The organism is Streptomyces sp. DT190 (assembly GCF_049846985.1).
Classification (GTDB): domain Bacteria; phylum Actinomycetota; class Actinomycetes; order Streptomycetales; family Streptomycetaceae; genus Streptomyces.
Window position 1 is genome coordinate 97,263 of the sequence record NZ_JBNCNM010000003.1, and the last position, 17,513, is coordinate 114,775.

Consider the following 17,513-nt stretch of genomic DNA (forward strand, 5'->3'; position numbering starts at 1 on the left):
CGATGCTGTCCGAGCAGTCCGCCGCCACCGTCCGCGCCACCCTGCCCGCCGTCGGCGCGGCCCTGGAGACGATCACCGAGCGCTTCTACGCCGGCCTGTTCGAGGCCCACCCCGCGTTGCTGCGCGACCTGTTCAACCGGGGCAACCAGGCCTCCGGCACCCAGCGGCAGGCGCTGGCCGGTTCCATCGCCGCCTTCGCCGCGCACCTGCTGGACCACCCGGAGCAGCGGCCGGACGCGATGCTGCACCGCATCGCCCACAAGCACGCCTCCCTGGGTGTCACCCCGGAGCAGTACGGCATCGTCCACGAGCACCTGTTCGCCGCCATCGCGGTCGTGCTCGGCGACGCCGTCACGCCCGAGGTCGCCGCCGCCTGGGACGAGGTCTACTGGCTGATGGCGAACGCGCTGATCGCCGTCGAGCAGCGGCTGCGCGAGGAGCGCGGCGGGCCGGCCTGGCGACCCTGGGAGGTCGTCGAGCGGGTCCCCGAGACCCCGGACGTCGTCACGTTCCGGGTGCGCCCCGCCGACGGCGGCCCCGTGCGGGACTTCCGCGCCGGGCAGTACGTCTCCGTGCGCGTCGCCCTCCCGGACGGCGCCCGGCAGATACGGCAGTACAGCCTCTCCGGGGCGCCGGGGCCCGACCTGCGGCAGATCAGCGTGAAGCGGGTGGACGGCGGCGGCGCCCCCGACGGCGAGGTCTCGCACCACCTGCACGCGCGCGTGCACGTGGGCGATGTCCTGGAGCTGTCCGAGGCCTACGGCGACCTGGTCCTGGACGCCGGCCCCGACACGCCCCTGCTGCTGGCCTCGGCGGGCATCGGCATCACCCCGATCACCGCGATGCTGGCCCATCTGGCCGACTCGGGGCACCGCGCCCCGGTCACCGTCGTGCACGGCGACCGCTCCCCCGCCACGCACGCCCTGCGCGCCGACCACGCCTCCTGGGCGGGCAAGCTGCCGGACGCGGCCGTGCACCTCTGGTACGAGCAGGACGCCCCGGCCGGCGCCCGCACCGGCCTGGTGGACCTCGCCGGGGTCCCCGTCGCCCCGGGCACGCGCGCGTACCTGTGCGGCCCGCTGCCGTTCATGCGGTCCGTCCGGGCCCGGCTGATCACCAAGGGCGTGGCCCCGGCCGACGTCCACTACGAGGTGTTCGGCCCGGACCTGTGGCTGGCGGGGCGGGACTGAGCCATCCGGGGGGGCCGGCCGTCCCTCGGGAGCCGGCGGCAGACGGGGGCCGGCCGCCACCCGGGTACCGGCCGCCACCCGGGTACCGGCCGCCATGCGGGAGCCGGCCGTCCGCGAAGGGCCTGCACCAGGGGGCCGTCCGCCGCCGACAATCCAGCCTCGCGGGAGGGCCGCCCGGGAGCCAGCCGCCCCCCGGGAGCCGACGGCCACCGAAGGACCCGTTGCCACCCGGGAGCCCGCCGCGGGGGAGCCACCCGGCAACCGGCGTCCGCCGAAGGGCCCGCCGGCACCAGGGGCCCGCCGCCACCACGGGGCCCCTTGCCACCACGGGGCCCCTTGCCACCACGGGGCCGTCCGCCTACAGAGGGCTCTCCGCCATGGGTCTTCCGCCACCAAGGGGCCGCCCGCCGCCGAGGAGCCGTCCCCCTGCCGCCACCAGAGGGCCCGCCCGCCCTCCTAGGGCCGGTCGCCCCGCGAGATCCCCAGGAGGAGCGTCCCGGTCGGTTCCGCCGCGATGTCCGCCACGGTGATCGGGTCCAGGGAGGCGAAGAAGGCCTCCTGGGCCCGGCGCAGGGCGCCGCGCAGGCGGCAGGCGGAGTTCAGGGGGCAGGGGGTCGGGCCCTCGCAGTCGACGACGTCGCCGTCGCCCTCGAAAGCGCGGACCACGGCGCCCACGGACGCCGCGCGGCCCCGCTCGGTGAGGGCGAGTCCGCCGCCGCGCCCGCGGCGGGCCGTCAGCAGCCCCCGGTGCTGCAGCTCGGCGACGACCTTCGCCAGGTGGGTGTACGGCACGCCCATGCCGTCCGCGACCTCCCGGGTCGTCGGACTCGACTCGCCCGCCACGGCGAGCCGCATCAGGACCCGCAGGGCCAGGTCGGTGGAGCGCAGCAGCCGCATGCGGGCAGCCTAGGTAAATGGGTATGGCCGGTTCAAATTATCCGGGTCGCGGCGGTCCGAAGCTGTCGGGCAGCTGTCGGTGCCGTATCGATTCGGCCCTTTCCCGCGGCCGCTCTACGAGGGCCCCCGCCTCCCCCATTACGATCAGGCCACCCGACCGTCCCACTTTTCCCGCGAAGGACACCTCATGGGCTCCGCCAAGAAGAGCAACACGGCACGCAAGGCGCGGATAGAGGAGATGCGGCGCGCCGAGCAGGCCCGTGAGCGCCGCAACCGGATCCTCACCATCGTGGCCAGCGTCGTGATCGTCGGCGGCCTGGTCGCCGGCGGCGTCGTGCTCGTGCGGTCCCAGGACGACGGCGGCAGCGGCACCGCGGCGAGCGACTCCTCGGGCAAGGGCAGGTTCGTCACCGGCAAGGACGGCGTGAAGACCTGGGAGGGCGAGCTCGCCCGTAACCACGTCGCCAAGGCCGTGAAGTACGCCACCCAGCCGCCGGTCGGCGGCGATCACAACCAGGTGTGGATGAACTGCAACGGCGACGTCTACACCAAGGAGATCAACAACACCAACGCGGTGCACTCGCTGGAGCACGGCGCGGTGTGGGTGACGTACAACGCCGCCGCGAAGAAGGCCGACGTCGACGCGCTCGCGGCGAAGGTGAAGAAGACGCCGTACACGCTGATGAGCCCGATGGACGACCAGAAGGACCCGATCATGCTCTCGGCGTGGGGGCACCAGCGCACCGTGACGGGCGCGGACGACCCGAACGTCGACAAGTTCTTCGAGAAGTTCGTCCAGGGCGAGCAGACCCCCGAGCCGGGTGCCGCCTGCACCAACGGGCTGTCGCAGTGAGGCAGGTCGGTCTGGTCGCCGGGGCCGCGGCGACGGCGCTCGTCGCGGCCGGTGCGATCACCTACGCCGTCGCCGGGGACGACGGCGGCACCACCACCCCCTCCGCCGCGTCCGCGGACGCCGGGTTCGCGCGTGACATGGCGGTGCACCACCAGCAGGCCGTGGAGATGTCGTACATCGTGCGCGACCGCACGAAGGACGAGGAGGTCCGGCGTCTCGCCTACGACATCGCGCAGACCCAGGCCAACCAGCGCGGCATGATGCTGGGCTGGCTCGACCTGTGGGGCCTGCCCAAGGTGTCCTCCGAGCCGCCGATGACCTGGATGGACATGGGCGCGACGGCCTCCGGCAAGGACGGCGCGCTGATGCCGGGCATGGCGACGAACACCGAGATGAAGAAGCTCGGCGAGCTCAGCGGCAAGCAGGCCGAGGTCTTCTACCTGCAGCTGATGACCGACCATCACCGGGGCGGCATCCACATGGCGCAGGGCTGTGTGGACAAGTGCACGGTCGGGGTGGAGAAGCGGCTCGCGCAGGGCATGGTGGACGCGCAGCAGTCGGAGATCGCCCTGATGGCGGACCTGCTCACGGCACGCGGCGCCGAGCCCCGGTCGTAGGGCGCAAGCCCCGCTTCGCCCTTCCGTGTGCCCTGAAGGGTGGTGTGGGATGGCCCACACCACCCCATTGTGTCGCTCTGACGATTACACTGAGCCTCGTGCCTCAACTACGTCTCGCCCTGAACCAGATCGACTCGAGCGTCGGCGACCTCGCCCAGAACGCCGAGGCGATCGTCCGCTGGACCCGGCACTCCGCCGAGCAGGGAGCGCATCTCGTGGCGTTCCCGGAGATGGCGCTGACCGGGTACCCCGTCGAGGACCTGGCCCTCAGGTCGTCCTTCGTGGAGGCCTCCCGGGCGGCGCTGCGCACGCTCGCCGCCCGGCTGGCCGACGAGGGCCTCGGCCGGCTGCCGGTGATCGTCGGCTATCTCGACCGCAGCGAGACCGCCCAGCCGAAGTACGGCCAGCCCGCCGGCGCGCCGCAGAACGCGGGGGCGGTGCTCCACGGCGGCGAGGTGGTCCTCACCTACGCCAAGCACCACCTGCCCAACTACGGCGTCTTCGACGAGTTCCGCTACTTCGTGCCCGGCGACAGCATGCCGGTGCTGCGCGTGCACGGGGTGGACGTCGCCCTGGCCATCTGCGAGGACCTCTGGCAGGACGGCGGCCGCGTCCCCGCCGCCCGTTCGGCGCAGGCGGGCCTGCTGGTCTCCATCAACGCCTCCCCCTACGAGCGCAACAAGGACGACACGCGTCTGGAGCTGGTGCGCAAGCGGGCCCAGGAGGCCGGCTGCACCACGGCGTACCTGGCCATGATCGGCGGCCAGGACGAGCTGGTCTTCGACGGCGACTCGATCGTCGTCGACCGGGACGGCGAGGTCGTGGCGCGGGCCCCGCAGTTCGCCGAGGGCTGCGTGGTCCTGGACCTGGACCTGCCCGCGGCGGCCGCCGACGCCCCGACGGGCGTGGTCGACGACGGTCTGCGCATCGACCGCGTGGTGCTGTCGGAGGAGCCGCTGCCCGCCTACGAGCCCGAGCTGACGGGCGGCTACGCGGACCGCCTGGACGACGACGAGGAGGTGTACTCGGCGCTGGTCGTGGGCCTGCGGGCGTACGTCGCGAAGAACGGCTTCTCGTCGGTCCTGATCGGCCTGTCCGGCGGCATCGACTCGGCCCTGGTCGCGGCGATCGCCTGCGACGCGCTCGGCGCGGAGAACGTGTACGGCGTGTCGATGCCGTCGAAGTACTCCTCGGACCACTCCAAGGACGACGCGGCCGAGCTGGCCCGCCGCACGGGCCTGAACTACCGCACGGTCGCGATCGAGCCGATGTTCGACGCCTACATGGGCTCGCTGGGCCTGACGGGCCTGGCGGAGGAGAACCTCCAGTCGCGCCTGCGCGGCACGCTGCTGATGGCGATCTCCAACCAGGAGGGCCACATCGTCCTCGCCCCCGGCAACAAGTCGGAGCTGGCGGTCGGCTACTCCACGCTCTACGGCGACTCCGTCGGCGCCTACGGCCCCATCAAGGACGTGTACAAGACGTCGGTCTTCCGGCTGGCGGAGTGGCGCAACCGGGCGGCCCGGGAGCGCGGCCAGACCCCTCCGATCCCCGAGAACTCCCTCACCAAGCCGCCGAGCGCGGAACTGCGCCCGGGACAGGTCGACACCGACTCGCTGCCCGATTACCCGGTGCTCGACGCGATCCTGGAGCTGTACGTCGACCGGGACCGCGGCGCGGACGAGATCGTCGCGGCCGGCTACGACCGGGAGCTGGTCGTGAAGACCCTGCGCATGGTCGACACGGCCGAGTACAAGCGGCGGCAGTACCCGCCGGGGACGAAGATCTCCCCGAAGGGCTTCGGCAAGGACCGGCGCCTGCCGATCACGAACGGCTGGCGCGAGTCGGTCTGAGGAGCGGGCGCGCGGGGGTGCTTGATAGGCAAGTGAATACTTGCCTATGCTGGGGTCGTGGCCGACGACGTCTTCAAAGCCTTGGCCGACCCCACCCGTCGCACCATCCTCGACGAGCTCGCGGAGAAGTCCGGGCAGACCCTGTTCGAGATCTGCTCGCGGCTGAGCATGAAGCACCGGCTCAGCCTCTCGCGGCAGGCGGTCTCCCAGCACCTCGCGATGCTGGAGGCCGCCGGGCTGGTCGAGACCCGGCGGGAGGGCCGCTACAAGTTCCACGACCTGAACACGGCCCCGCTCCGGCAGATCACCGAGCGATGGCCGGCGCCCGACTCCTCCCGAGCCGAAGAGAGCACCCCATGAAGATCCACCTGACCAGCGTCTTCGTCGACGACCAGGCCGAGGCCCTGCGCTTCTACACCGAGATCCTCGGCTTCGTGAAGAAGTACGACGTCCCCGTGGGCGAGCAGGACCGGTGGCTGACCGTGGTCTCCCCGGAGGAGCCGGGCGGCACCGAGCTGCTGCTGGAGCCCGCCGGCCACCCGGCGGTCAAGCCCTACCGCGACGCCCTGGCCGCCGACGGCATCCCGCTGATGCAGTTCGCCGTCGCCGACGTGCACGCCGAGTACGAGCGCCTGCGCGCCCTCGGCGTCCACTTCACCCAGGAGCCCTTGGAGATGGGCCCCGTCACCACCGCCGTCTTCGACGACACCTGCGGCAACCTCATCCAGATCGCGACGCAGCCGGAGTAGTCCCCGCGCCCCGGGCCCGGAAGGGGAACAGCCCCGCCGACGGGGGAAGATCGGCGGGGCTGTGTGGTACCGCAGTGGCTCAGTGGACGGAGTGCTCCTCCTGCGGGAACGTTCCGCCGACCACGTCCTCGGCGAAGGCCTTCGCCGCGTTCCCCATGACCTCACGCAGGTTCGCGTACTGCTTCACGAACTTCGGCACGCGGCCGCCGGTCAGGCCCAGCATGTCGGTCCACACCAGCACCTGCGCGTCCGTCTCGGAGCCCGCCCCGATCCCCACGGTCGGGATGTGCAGCACGCGCGTCACCTCGGCCGCGAGCTCGGCGGGAACCAGCTCCAGGACGACGGCGAACGCGCCCGCGTCCTGCACCGCCTTGGCGTCCCGCAGCAGCTGCTGGGCCGCCTCCTCGCCCCGGCCCTGCACGCGGTAGCCCATCGCGTTGACGGACTGCGGGGTCAGCCCGATGTGCGCCATGACCGGGATGCCGGACTCGACGAGCAGCCGGATCTGCTCGTGCGACCGCTCGCCCCCTTCCAGCTTCACGGCCTGCACGCCCGCCTCCTTCACCAGCCGGGTCGCCGAGCGCAGCGCCTGCACCGGACCCTCCTGGTAGGAACCGAAGGGCAGGTCGCCGACGATCAGGGCACGGGAGGTGCCCCGTACGACCGCCGCCGACAGCATGGTCATCTCGTCGAGGGTGACGGGCACGGTGGTCTCGTACCCCAGGTGGCAGTTGCCCGCCGAGTCGCCGACGAGCATGACCGGGATGCCGGCCTCGTCGAAGACGGACGCGGTCATCGCGTCGTAGGCGGTGAGCATGGGCCACTTCTCGCCGCGCTCCTTGGCGGCGGCGATGTCGCGCACGGTGATGCGGCGGGTGCCCTTGCCCCCGTACAGCGTCTTGCCGCCGTCGGAGGCCTTGTGAGCAGTCTGGGCAGCCGGAAGCTGCGTCATTGCACGGCTCCTAACACGTCATCTCGAGGCGCCCTGACGGCGTCCCCGGACCACGTCCATGGTGGCACCTCGTGCCATCGAGGGCTAGGGGAGCCCCTGTGAGTTCCGCCCGGACCGGACACCCGGCGCCCGTAAGAACTCGGTAAGAGGATCCGATACGAGACGGTCTCGTATCGTAAAGGGCCTACGCTCGACGGCATGACCACACCTGCCGACGGCGCCGCCCCCACCGGCCGCCGCATACCGGAAGCGGTGCACCGGCGCCGCTGGGCGATCCTCGGCGTGCTGATGCTGAGCCTGCTGATCGTCGTCCTGGACAACTCGATCCTCAACGTCGCCATCAAGACGATCTCCACTCCCGCCCCGACCGGCCTCGGGGCCACGCAGAGCGAGCTGGAGTGGGCGATCAACGCCTACACCCTGGTCTTCGCCGGGCTGCTGTTCACCGCCGGACTGCTCGGCGACCGGCTGGGCCGTAAAAAGGTGCTGCTCGGCGGCCTCGTCGTGTTCGGCGTCGGCTCGGCGTTCGCCGCGTTCTCCGGCTCGCCGGGCGAGCTCGTCACCTTCCGGGCCGTGATGGGCCTGGGCGCCGCGTTCGTGATGCCGGCCACCCTCGCCGTCCTGATGCACGTCTTCGAACGCGACGAGCAGCCCAAGGCCATCGGCATCTGGGCGGGCGGCGTCGGTCTCGCCATCGCCATCGGCCCGATCACCGGCGGCATCCTGCTCGACCACTTCTGGTGGGGCTCGGTCTTCCTCATCAACGTGCCGATCGTGCTGCTCGCCCTCGCCCTGATGCTGTGGCTGGTCCCCGACTCCCGCGACCCGAAGCCGGGCCGGCTCGACCCGGTCGGCGTGGTCCTGTCGGTCGTCGGCCTGGTCCTGCTCGTCTACGGCATCATCAAGGGCGGCCAGCTCGCCGACTTCACCGACGGCACGGTGCTGGCGACGATCGGTGCCGGTCTCGCCGTGCTCGTCGCCTTCGTGGTGTTCGAGAAGCGCAGCGCCCACCCGTCCATCGACGTCACGTACTTCGGGAACAAGGTCTTCTCGGCCGCCATCGCCGCCATCGCGCTGGTGTTCTTCGCACTCATGGGCGTGACGTTCTTCTCCGTCTTCTACACCCAGAGCGTGCGCGGCTACTCGCCGCTGGAGACCGGCCTGCTGATGCTGCCGCTGGCCGCCGCCCAGATGATCTTCGCGCCGCGCGCCCGGCTGCTGGTCGACCGGTTCGGCAACAGGGCCACCACGACGGCGGGCCTGCTGGTCATCGCCGCCATGCTGGCCGCCTTCGCCACCCTGGACGCCGACACCCCCATCTGGGTCCTGGAGGTCGTCTTCTTCCTGATGGGCACGGGCATGGCGCACATCATGACGCCGGTCAGCGTCGTCATCATGCAGGCCCTGCCCCGCGAGAAGGCCGGCTCGGCCTCCGCGCTCAGCAACACCTTCCGGCAGGTCGGCGGCGCCCTCGGAATCGCCGTGCTCGGCTCGGTGCTGTCGACGGCGTACCGCACGGGCATCGAGGACAGGCTCGGCGCCCTGCCGCCCGGCCTGAGGCACACCGCGGGCGAGTCCATCGAGGCGACCCTCGGCGTCGCGGCGCGGCTCGGCCCGCGGGGCCGGGACCTGATCGCCCCGGCCCACGACGCGTTCCTGCACGCGATGCACGTCACCGCCCTGTGGGGCGCGGGCGTGGCGCTGGCCGGCGCGGTGGTCGTGGCGCTGTTCCTGCCCGGCAGGCAGCCGGCCGGGCAGACGGGCGAGGAGCAGCGGGAGTTGACGGGCGCACGGCCGTAGGGCTGCGAGAATCGGTCCACCCCGGTCAGGAAGGACGCAGCGACGTGAGCCTCGCCGAACGGCAGCCCCGGCACGACGGCCCCCCGAGGGGCCGCCCCAGAAGCGAGGCCGTCGAGCGCGCCATCATCGAGGGCGTGATGAAGCTCCTGGAGGAGGGCGTGCCGCTGGCGGAGCTGTCCATCGAGCGCGTGGCCCGGACCGCCGGGGTGGGCAAGGCCACCATCTACCGCCGCTGGAGCGGCAAGGAGGAGCTCTTCGTCGACGTCGTGCGCGCCGCCGAGCCCTCCGACCCACCGCTGCCCGGCACGTCCATGCGCGACGACCTCGTGGTGCTGCTGGAGCAGATGCGCCGGCGCGGGCTCGCCAAGCGCTCGTCGGCGATCCTGCACAGCGTGCACGCCCAGATGAAGAGCAGCCCCAAGATCTGGGCGGCCTACCACGCCATCGTCGTCGAACCGCGCCGCCGCCTGGGCCTGGAGGTCCTGCGCCGGGGCCAGGAGAACGGCGAACTGCGCACGGACGTCGACCTGGAGCTGCTGAGCGACCTGTTCGTCGGCCCGCTGCTGGTGCGCTCCGTGCTGCACGCGGACGCCGACCTGCCGGAGGGCCTCGCCGAACAGGTCGTCGACACGCTGCTGCAGGGCCTCGGCCCGACGGGCTCACCCCCCGTCAGTTCCGCGTGAGGGCGGCCCCAGTGTGCGCGTTTCGTCACAGAGCGCGCTTTCGTCGGCCGCGGCCGGAACTCGGCGGACGGGCTCGAACGTCCTCGCCCCCGTACGGCCGTCGCGGGACGGCGGGAACGGAACGGATCATCCCCTAGGGTCGTAAGGACACGGGGGGCGATGGTGTGCACGGCAGGTAGTGAGGCGACGGTATGGCGCAGCAGGCGTACATGACGGAGACGGACAACGGCGGCTCGGGGCCCGAGCACCGCGGAACCCGGCTTCGGCGCCTGTTCGACCGGCTGGTGAGCGGCTGGCGGGGCGATCCGAGAATGTGGCGGCGCGGCCTGGTGGTGGCCGGTTGCGCGGTGCTGCTGGCCGTCGTCATGCTGCTGCACGCGCAGATCCCCAACGCCATCGGCAACCTGGGCAGCCTCATCGAGACGTTCCTGCCCTGGCTCGGGCTGTTCGTGCCGGTGTTGCTCCTGCTGGCGCTGGTGCGCAGGTCCGCGACGGCGCTGATCGCGGTGCTCGCGCCGACCGTGGTCTGGTTCAACCTCTTCGGCGGGCAGCTCAGCGACAAGACCGCCGGCGGCGGCGACCTCACCGTGGTCACGCACAACGTCAACGCCGAGAACCCGGACCCGTCCGGCACCGCCCGTGACGTGGCCGCCTCCGGCGCGGACGTGCTGGCCCTGGAGGAGCTGTCCCCGGCCGCGGTGCCGACGTACGAGAAGGCGCTGGCGTCGACGTACCGCTACCACGCGGTGGAGGGCACGGTCGGCGTGTGGAGCAAGTACCCGCTGAGCGGCGTCCGGGCCGTCGACCTCGACATGGGCTGGACGCGGGCGATGCGCGCCACCGTGACCGCCCCGACCGGGCAGGTCGCCGTCTACGTCGCCCATCTGCCGTCGGTGCGCGTGAAGATGGAGGCCGGCTTCACGGCGCGGCAGCGCGACCGCAGCGCCGACTACCTGGGCGAGGCCATCGCGCACGAACCGCTGCCGGACGTCGTGCTGCTCGGCGACCTGAACGGCACGATGAACGACCGCGCCCTCAACGCCGTGACCTCCCAGATGCGTTCCACGCAGGGCGCGGTGGGCAGCGGCTTCGGCTTCAGCTGGCCGGCGTCGTTCCCGATGGCGCGCATCGACCAGATCATGGTCAGGGGTCTCGAACCGCAGAGCTCGTGGACCCTGCCGCAGACCGGAAGCGACCATCTGCCCGTCGCCGCCCGTGTGAGGGTCACCACAAGCGGTTCCTGAAAACCGCAGGTCAGAAGCTTCTCGACGCGTTTTCGCAACGTCGGCTTCACCTGGCGGAATTTCGCGCCTGCGAGACTTTGTTCCGTACTTGAACATACGACGTACGGATCACTCGGCAAGTCTCGAAAGGTTCTTCATGCCCCTGGCCCTGCTCGCCCTCGCCGTGGGTGCCTTCGGCATCGGCACCACCGAGTTCGTGATGATGGGGCTGCTGCCCGATGTCGCGGACGACCTGGGCATCTCCATACCCGCCGCCGGCCACCTGGTGTCGGCGTACGCCCTCGGCGTCGTCATCGGCGCCCCCCTGCTGGCCGCGGTCACCTCCCGGATGTCCCGCCGCACGGTCCTGATCGGGCTGATGGGGCTGTTCGTCGCGGGCAACGCCCTGTCGGCCCTCGCGCCCGACAACGGCTGGCTGCTGGCCGCCCGGTTCCTGAGCGGGCTGCCGCACGGCGCCTTCTTCGGCGTGGGCGCCGTCGTGGCCACGGACATGGTCGCCCCCGAACGCAAGGCCCGCTCGGTCTCGCTGATGTTCCTCGGCCTGACGGTCGCGAACGTCGCGGGTGTGCCGGTCGCGACCCTCATGGGCCAGCACCTCGGCTGGCGGGCGACCTTCCTCGGGGTCAGCGCCATCGGCCTGGCGGCCATCGCCGCGCTCGCCCTGCTCATCCCGCACGACCACCGGCACGCCACCGCCCAGGGCCTGCGCGGCGAACTCGCCGCCCTGCGCTCGGTCCCGGTCTGGCTGTCGCTCGGCACCACCGTCGCGGGCTTCGGCGCCCTGTTCGCCACCTACAGCTACATCACGCCCATGCTCACGGACGCCGCCGGCTACGCCGGGGCCAGCGTGACCCTGCTGCTGGCGTTGTTCGGCGTCGGCGCGACCGCGGGCAACCTGCTCGGCGGCCGGCTGGCCGACCACTCCCTGCGCGGCACGCTGTTCGGCGGCCTGGCCTCGCTGGTGGTGGTCCTGGCGCTGTTCCCGCTGCTGATGCGCACGCAGCTCACCGCCGCACTCGCGGTGACCGTGCTCGGCATGGCGGCCTTCGCCACCGGCTCCCCGCTGCAGCTGATGGTCATGGAGAAGGCCTCCTCCGCCCCCTCGCTGGCCTCCTCGGCCAACCAGGCCGCCTTCAACCTGGCCAACGCCGGCGGCGCCTGGATCGGCGGCCTGGCCCTGGCCGCCGGCTTCGGGGCCACCTCCCCCGCCCTGGCCGGCGCGGCCCTGGCCGTCCTCGGTCTCGGGGTGGCGTCGCTGGCCGCCGTGGTGGACCGGCGCCGGGCCCCGGTCGCCGGGCGCGAGCGGATCGTGGCCGGCCACGTCCCCCGGGAAGCCGAGGCGGTACGCCACTGACGGTTCCCGGCGCACGGCGGCGGGTGGGTCCGGACCCACCCGCCGCCGTCGCGTCCGCCGCCGCGGGCCGCCGGGGACGGGCTGTCGGCCGTCTGTCGGTGTTTTGTCGGTGGCGGCTGGCACCGTCGGGGGCATGACGCGAATCGACAAGAACACCGGCGGCGCCGCTGTGACCGTGCGGGGGCTGGTGAAGCACTACGGCGAGACCAAGGCGCTGGACGGGGTCGACCTGGAGGTGCGGGAGGGCACCGTGATGGGCGTCCTCGGGCCGAACGGGGCCGGGAAGACGACCCTGGTACGGATCCTGTCCACCCTGCTCGCCCCCGACGCGGGCCGCGCCACCGTAGCCGGCTACGACGTCGTGCGGCAGCCCCGGCAGCTGCGGCGGGTGATCGGGCTCACGGGGCAGTACGCCTCCGTGGACGAGAAGCTCTCCGGCTGGGAGAACCTCTACATGATCGGGCGGCTGCTCGACCTGCCCCGCAGGGACGCCCGCGGCCGGGCCGACGAGCTGCTGGAGCGCTTCTCGCTGACCGAGGCGGCCAAGCGGCCGGCGGCCACGTACTCCGGGGGCATGCGGCGCCGGCTGGACCTGGCGGCGTCCATGATCGGGCGGCCCGCCGTGCTCTTCCTGGACGAGCCGACCACCGGCCTCGACCCGCGCACCCGCAACGAGGTGTGGGACGAGGTCAAGCGCATGGTCGGCGACGGGGTCACCGTGCTGCTCACCACTCAGTACATGGAGGAGGCCGAGCAGCTCGCCACCGAGCTGACGGTCGTCGACCGCGGCCAGGTCATCGCCGGCGGCGCCATCGAGGAGCTGAAGGCGAAGGTCGGCGGCCGCGCGCTGCGGATCCGCCCGGCCGATCCGACGCAGCTGCGGTCCCTCGCCGGCGCCCTGGACGAGCTGGGGATCACCGGGCTCGCCACCACGACCGTGGACACCGACCGGGGTGACGTCCTCGTGCCGATCCTCAGCGACGAGCAGCTGACGGCCGTGGTCGGCGCGGTCACCGCGCGCGGCATCACGCTCTCCTCCATCACCACCGAACTGCCCAGCCTGGACGAGGTGTTCCTGTCCCTCACCGGCCACCGTGCCAGTGCCCCGCAGGACGCCATGCCCGCCGAAGACCTTCAGGAGGCCGCCGTATGAGCGCCGTCACCGTCCACGACGCCGCCACGGACGCCCGTATCCCGCTGCGCGGGCACCTGCGCCACACCGGGGCCCTGATCCGCCGCAACCTGCTGTGGATCCGCAAGGACCCGGAGTCGATGGCCGACGCCCTGCTGATGCCGGTCATCTTCACCCTGCTGTTCGTGTTCGTCTTCGGCGGCTCGATCGGGCAGGCCCTGGGCGGCGGGCAGGACCGGTACGTGCAGTACGTGATCCCCGGCATGATCGCGATGATGAGCATGACGCTGTCCCAGGGCGTGGGCACCGGCTTCAGCCAGGACTTCAACTCCGGGGTCATGGACCGCTTCCGGTCCCTGCCGATCGGGCGCGGTTCGGTGCTGTTCGCGAAGATCTCGGTGGAGCTGCTGCGGATGCTGTTCGCGACCGCCGTGCTGATGATCGTCGCCGTCGCGGTCGGGTTCGACATCACGAACTGGCCGGGGCTCCTGGCGACCGTGGCCCTGTCCACGGCGTTCGCCTCGTCCATCATGTGGGTGTTCCTCACCCTGGGCGTGGTCCTGAAGAACGCCCAGTCCGTGCAGGCGATGGGCTTCCTGGTGCTGTTCCCGCTCCAGTTCGGCTCGTCGATCTTCGCGCCGACGACGTCGATGCCGGGCTGGCTGCAGGCGTTCACCGACTACAACCCGCTGTCGACCCTGGCGGACGCCGCGCGCGGTCTGATGATCGGCGGGCCGGTCGCGCACGACCTGTGGGTGACGCTCGGCTGGTCGGTGGCGATCACGGCCGTGATGGCGCCGGTGGCGATCCACAAGTTCCGCACGAAGAACTGACCGGGCGGGACCGGATCCGCGTCACAGCAGGGCGGTGGCCTCCTGAAGCGAGAGGCCGCCGCCCTGCGCGTACGCGCTCTCGTAGGCAGCGTCGCCGAGCACCCTCCGGGCGTGCCGCTCCGCCTCCTCACGGGTCCGGCGCTCCTGGCGCTGGGCGACGTGGCGGGGTGGCAGCAGGGCGTCGGCGGCGCCGAGGCAGCGGGCCGCGTCGGCGGCGCGCCGCCCTGCCTCGTGGACGGACAGGGCGCGGGCAGCGACGGTCAGGAACACCGCCCGCATGTGGGGCGCGATGGCCTCGGACACCGGGTCCCCCGCCCGCTCCAGTGCCTTGCGGGTGCGGTCCAGACAGTCCTCGTACCGGCCGTCCTCGGCGTCCAGCCAGGCCTCGGAGCCGAGGATGAACGCGTCGAAGACGATGAAGTGGGAGATCGAGAAGTCCTCACGCAGTCGCCGCAGTTGGTCACGGGCCTCGCACGTGCGGCCGGTCATGCCGAGCCGGCCGGCGAGGAAGAGCCGGGCGGCGGGCATGGCCTCGCTGTGCGAGTTCTCGTGCTGGGCGATCACCTCGCGCAGCAGCCGTTCGCCGCGTTCGGTCTCCCCCGCCTCCAGCAGGGCCCCGCCGAGCCGGGCCGTCAGGACGGCCGCCTGGGCGCGGGCGCCGAGCTGCTCGGCGTGGGCGATGGCCAGCTCGTAGTCGGCGGCGGCCAGGGCGTGGTGGCCCCGGCGCTCATGGGCCTCGGCGCGGGCCGAGAAGGCCTCGGCGGTGCCCCAGGCGTCACCGAGGCGCCGGTAGATCTCCAGTGCCTCGTCGGCGTCGCGGGTGGCGTCGCCCGCCCAGTCGGTGCGGTTGGCCAGGAAGTTGGCGCGCATCTGCAGGCCGGAGGCGAGCTCCCAGTCGAAGCCCGGGGTCGCCCGGCAGGTGCGGATGGAGGCGTCCATGATGACGCGCAGCCGTTCCATGTCGCCGGTCAGCATCACGGCGAAGAACCACAGCAGTCCGGGGAGCCGGCAGTTCTGCGGCAGGCCGGGCTCGTAGGTCAGCGAGATGGCCCGCAGCTTCTGCTGGGAGCGCGGGTTCTGCCAGGCGTCCAGTTCGGTGTCCATGCAGGCGAGATGGGCCAGGTGGATCCCGCGCCGGGCCTCCCACAGGACCTCGCCGGCCATGGGGGGCGGGGCGTCGGTGCAGCGCTGCCAGACGGGGGCGGCCCGGCGGACGGGCTCGGCGAACGGGTCGGGGCCCAGCGCCATGACCTCACGGCACCAGTTGCGGGCCTCGATGCGCAGGTCGCGCATCTGCCAGTACCAGACCAGGGACAGGGCCAGGCACAGCGCCTCCTGCTCGTCGCGCCGGGCGACGGCGTGCCGCAGGGCGGTGCGCAGGTTCTCGTACTCCCGCTCCAGGCGGCGGATGGCGGCGAGCTGGTCCGGGCCGCGCAGCAACGGGTCGGTGGTGCGGGCGAGCTCGCGGAAGTACGTCAGGTGGGCCCGCTCGGCCTCGGCGCGCCGCCCGGACTCCTCCAGCCGCTCGGCGGCGTACTCGGCGACGGTCTCCAGCAGCCGGTAGCGCATCTCGCCGTCGGCCGGGTCGCCGGGCGGGTCGGCCACGACCAGGGAGCGGTCGACGAGCGAGCCGAGCGCCTCCAGGGCGACCGGCCCGCACACGGCCTCCGCCGCGGCCAGGTCGCAGCCGCCGGCGAACACCGAAAGGCGCCGCAGGACGTCCCGTTCGTCCTCGTCGAGCAGGTCCCAGGACCAGTCGACGACGGCTCTGAGGGTCTGCTGGCGGGGCAGCAGGGTGCGGCTGCCGGAGGTGAGGAGGCGGAAGCGGTCGTCGAGCCGGTCGGCGATCTGGCGGGGGGTGAGCATCCGCAGCCGGGCGGCGGCGAGTTCGATGGCCAGGGGCAGGCCGTCCAGGCGGCGGCAGATCTCGGCGCAGGCACCGGGGTCGTCCTCGACGCGGAAACCGGGCCGGGCCGCCGCACCGCGCTCGGCGAGCAGCCGCAGCGCGACCGGCTCGGGCAGGGGCTCCACGGGCCGCAGCAACTCGCCCGGGACGCCGAGGGGTTCGCGGCTGGTGGCGAGGACGGTCAGGCCCGGGCAGCGCTCCAGCAGTTCCTCGGTGAGGCGGGCCGCGGCGTCGGCGACGTGCTCGCAGTTGTCCAGGATGAGCAGCATGCCGGGGCGGGAGCAGTGCTCGGCGAGGCGTTCGACGGGGTCGTCGAGCCGGTCCGTGACGGCGGCCCGGATGCCCTCGGCGCCCGCGCCGTACAGGACGGTCTCGCGGGCGCCGACGGCGGTGAGCACGGCCTCCGGGACGGCGGCCGGGTCGTCGACCGGGGCGAGTTCGGCCAGCCACACCCCGCCGGGCAGGGTGTGCCGCACGCTCTCGGCGGCCTCCTGCGACAGGCGGGTCTTCCCGGCGCCGCCGGGGCCGAGCAGCGTGACCAGGCGGGCCGCCGCGAGATCGCCGCGGATGGTCTCGATGTCGGCCTCGCGGCCGATGAAGGAGGTCAGGCGGGCGCGCAGGTTGCCGGGGGCGGGGGCGGCCGGGGACGCCGTGGGCGTCGCCGCGGCGGCCGGGCCCGGGGCGGGGCGGGGGCCCTCGCCGTCCGGCGCGGCCAGCAACTCCTTGTGCAGGGCGCGCAGTTCCGGGCCGGGGTCGGTGCCCAGCCGGTCGGCGAGGAGCCGGCGTACCTCGTCGTAGGCGGCGAGGGCCTCGGCGGCGCGGCCGGCGTCGCGCAGGGCCCGCAGGCGCAGCGCCTGGAGGGATTCGTCCAGGGGGTGGCCGTCGCACAGGGCGGTCAGCTCCGGCAGCGCCTGTTCGGCCTGGCCGAGGGCGAGGGCGGCGCCGTGGCGGGCGCGCAGCACGTCCAGGCGGCGGGCGTCCCGGCGGGCCGCCTCGGCGGTGCGGTCGGGGAGGTCGGCGAGGACGGGGTCGCGCCACAGGGCGAGGGCGTCGTCGAGGACGACGGCGGCCTTGGCGGGGTCGCCGTCGGCCAGGGCGCGCAGCCCCTCACCGGCCAGCCGCTCGAAGCGGTGCAGGTCGACGTCGTCGGGCGCGGCGGTGAGCCGGTACCCGCCCTCGGCGGAGGCCACCTCGTCCGGCCCGAGCGCCCGCCGCAGCCGCCCGACCAGCGCCTGCAGCGCGCCCGCCGCGTCGGCGGGCGGATCACCGCCCCACACCTCGTCGACGAGCATCCCGGCGGGCACGGTGCGCCCCGCCCGCAGGGCGAGCACGGTCAGCAGCGCGCGCAACCGCGCCCCACCGACCGGTACGACCGTGCCGTCGGTGCGGATCGCCTGAGTGGTGCCGAGGATGCGGTAACGCACGGGTTCATTGTCTCCGGAGGCGTAAG

The 17,513-nt window shown here is 73.0% G+C and carries 15 protein-coding genes; 12 read left to right on the top strand and 3 right to left on the bottom strand.

Annotated elements, in window-relative coordinates:
• Positions 1-2 precede the first annotated feature (2 nt).
• Complete coding sequence (locus ACPXCS_RS07305; RefSeq protein WP_425945307.1) at positions 3-1,190, top strand: globin domain-containing protein; 1,188 nt, start codon at positions 3-5, stop codon at positions 1,188-1,190.
• A 456-nt stretch (positions 1,191-1,646) separates the two neighbouring features.
• Here ACPXCS_RS07305 and ACPXCS_RS07310 read toward each other — a convergent pair whose 3' ends face one another.
• Positions 1,647-2,087 carry an RrF2 family transcriptional regulator gene (locus tag ACPXCS_RS07310; RefSeq protein WP_425945306.1) on the bottom strand — a complete coding sequence of 147 codons (441 nt, stop codon included), beginning with the start codon at positions 2,085-2,087 and terminating at the stop codon, positions 1,647-1,649.
• 187 nt (positions 2,088-2,274) lie between these two features.
• Here ACPXCS_RS07310 and ACPXCS_RS07315 point away from each other — a divergent pair, with 187 nt between their 5' ends.
• The 5 genes from ACPXCS_RS07315 to ACPXCS_RS07335 all read left to right on the top strand — a co-directional run bounded on the left by ACPXCS_RS07315 (position 2,275) and on the right by ACPXCS_RS07335 (position 6,159).
• Positions 2,275-2,940, top strand: a complete 666-nt coding sequence (locus ACPXCS_RS07315; RefSeq protein WP_425945305.1) for a DUF3105 domain-containing protein — start codon at positions 2,275-2,277, stop codon at positions 2,938-2,940.
• On the top strand, positions 2,937-3,557 hold the full coding sequence (locus ACPXCS_RS07320; protein ID WP_425945304.1) for a DUF305 domain-containing protein: 621 nt from the start codon (positions 2,937-2,939) through the stop codon (positions 3,555-3,557). The genes ACPXCS_RS07315 and ACPXCS_RS07320 overlap by 4 nt, the downstream gene beginning before the upstream one ends.
• 98 nt (positions 3,558-3,655) lie before the next feature.
• On the top strand, positions 3,656-5,410 hold the full coding sequence (locus ACPXCS_RS07325; protein WP_425945303.1) for an NAD+ synthase: 1,755 nt from the start codon (positions 3,656-3,658) through the stop codon (positions 5,408-5,410).
• 57 nt (positions 5,411-5,467) lie between these two features.
• A complete protein-coding gene (locus ACPXCS_RS07330) occupies positions 5,468-5,770 on the top strand; it encodes an ArsR/SmtB family transcription factor (protein WP_425945302.1) in 303 nt (100 codons plus the stop codon).
• Positions 5,767-6,159, top strand: a complete 393-nt coding sequence (locus ACPXCS_RS07335; RefSeq protein WP_425945301.1) for a VOC family protein — start codon at positions 5,767-5,769, stop codon at positions 6,157-6,159. Before ACPXCS_RS07330 ends, ACPXCS_RS07335 begins: the two co-directional genes overlap by 4 nt.
• Positions 6,160-6,238: 79 nt before the next feature.
• On the opposite strand, the gene panB is transcribed toward ACPXCS_RS07335, so the two are convergent.
• Positions 6,239-7,111 carry a 3-methyl-2-oxobutanoate hydroxymethyltransferase gene (gene panB, locus ACPXCS_RS07340; RefSeq protein WP_425945300.1) on the bottom strand — a complete coding sequence of 291 codons (873 nt, stop codon included), beginning with the start codon at positions 7,109-7,111 and terminating at the stop codon, positions 6,239-6,241.
• A 198-nt stretch (positions 7,112-7,309) separates the two neighbouring features.
• Here panB and ACPXCS_RS07345 point away from each other — a divergent pair, with 198 nt between their 5' ends.
• The 6 genes from ACPXCS_RS07345 (at position 7,310) to ACPXCS_RS07370 (ending at position 14,157) form a co-directional block, all read left to right on the top strand.
• The gene (locus tag ACPXCS_RS07345; RefSeq protein WP_425945299.1) at positions 7,310-8,911 is read left to right on the top strand and encodes an MFS transporter; all 1,602 of its coding nucleotides are present in this window, start codon (positions 7,310-7,312) and stop codon (positions 8,909-8,911) included.
• Between the two features lie 44 nt (positions 8,912-8,955).
• Positions 8,956-9,594, top strand: a complete 639-nt coding sequence (locus ACPXCS_RS07350) for a TetR/AcrR family transcriptional regulator (protein WP_425945298.1) — start codon at positions 8,956-8,958, stop codon at positions 9,592-9,594.
• Positions 9,595-9,875: 281 nt separating this feature from the next.
• Positions 9,876-10,838 (top strand): endonuclease/exonuclease/phosphatase family protein, encoded by a 963-nt coding sequence (locus ACPXCS_RS07355; RefSeq protein WP_425945394.1) that lies wholly within the window; start codon positions 9,876-9,878, stop codon positions 10,836-10,838.
• A 136-nt stretch (positions 10,839-10,974) separates the two neighbouring features.
• Positions 10,975-12,192 (top strand): MFS transporter, encoded by a 1,218-nt coding sequence (locus ACPXCS_RS07360; RefSeq protein ID WP_425945297.1) that lies wholly within the window; start codon positions 10,975-10,977, stop codon positions 12,190-12,192.
• A gap of 133 nt (positions 12,193-12,325) precedes the next feature.
• On the top strand, positions 12,326-13,345 hold the full coding sequence (locus ACPXCS_RS07365; protein ID WP_425945296.1) for an ATP-binding cassette domain-containing protein: 1,020 nt from the start codon (positions 12,326-12,328) through the stop codon (positions 13,343-13,345).
• On the top strand, positions 13,342-14,157 hold the full coding sequence (locus ACPXCS_RS07370; protein ID WP_425945295.1) for an ABC transporter permease: 816 nt from the start codon (positions 13,342-13,344) through the stop codon (positions 14,155-14,157). Before ACPXCS_RS07365 ends, ACPXCS_RS07370 begins: the two co-directional genes overlap by 4 nt.
• Positions 14,158-14,178: 21 nt before the next feature.
• Here ACPXCS_RS07370 and ACPXCS_RS07375 read toward each other — a convergent pair whose 3' ends face one another.
• Positions 14,179-17,487 (bottom strand): BTAD domain-containing putative transcriptional regulator, encoded by a 3,309-nt coding sequence (locus tag ACPXCS_RS07375; protein WP_425945294.1) that lies wholly within the window; start codon positions 17,485-17,487, stop codon positions 14,179-14,181.
• Between the last annotated feature and the right edge of the window lie 26 nt (positions 17,488-17,513).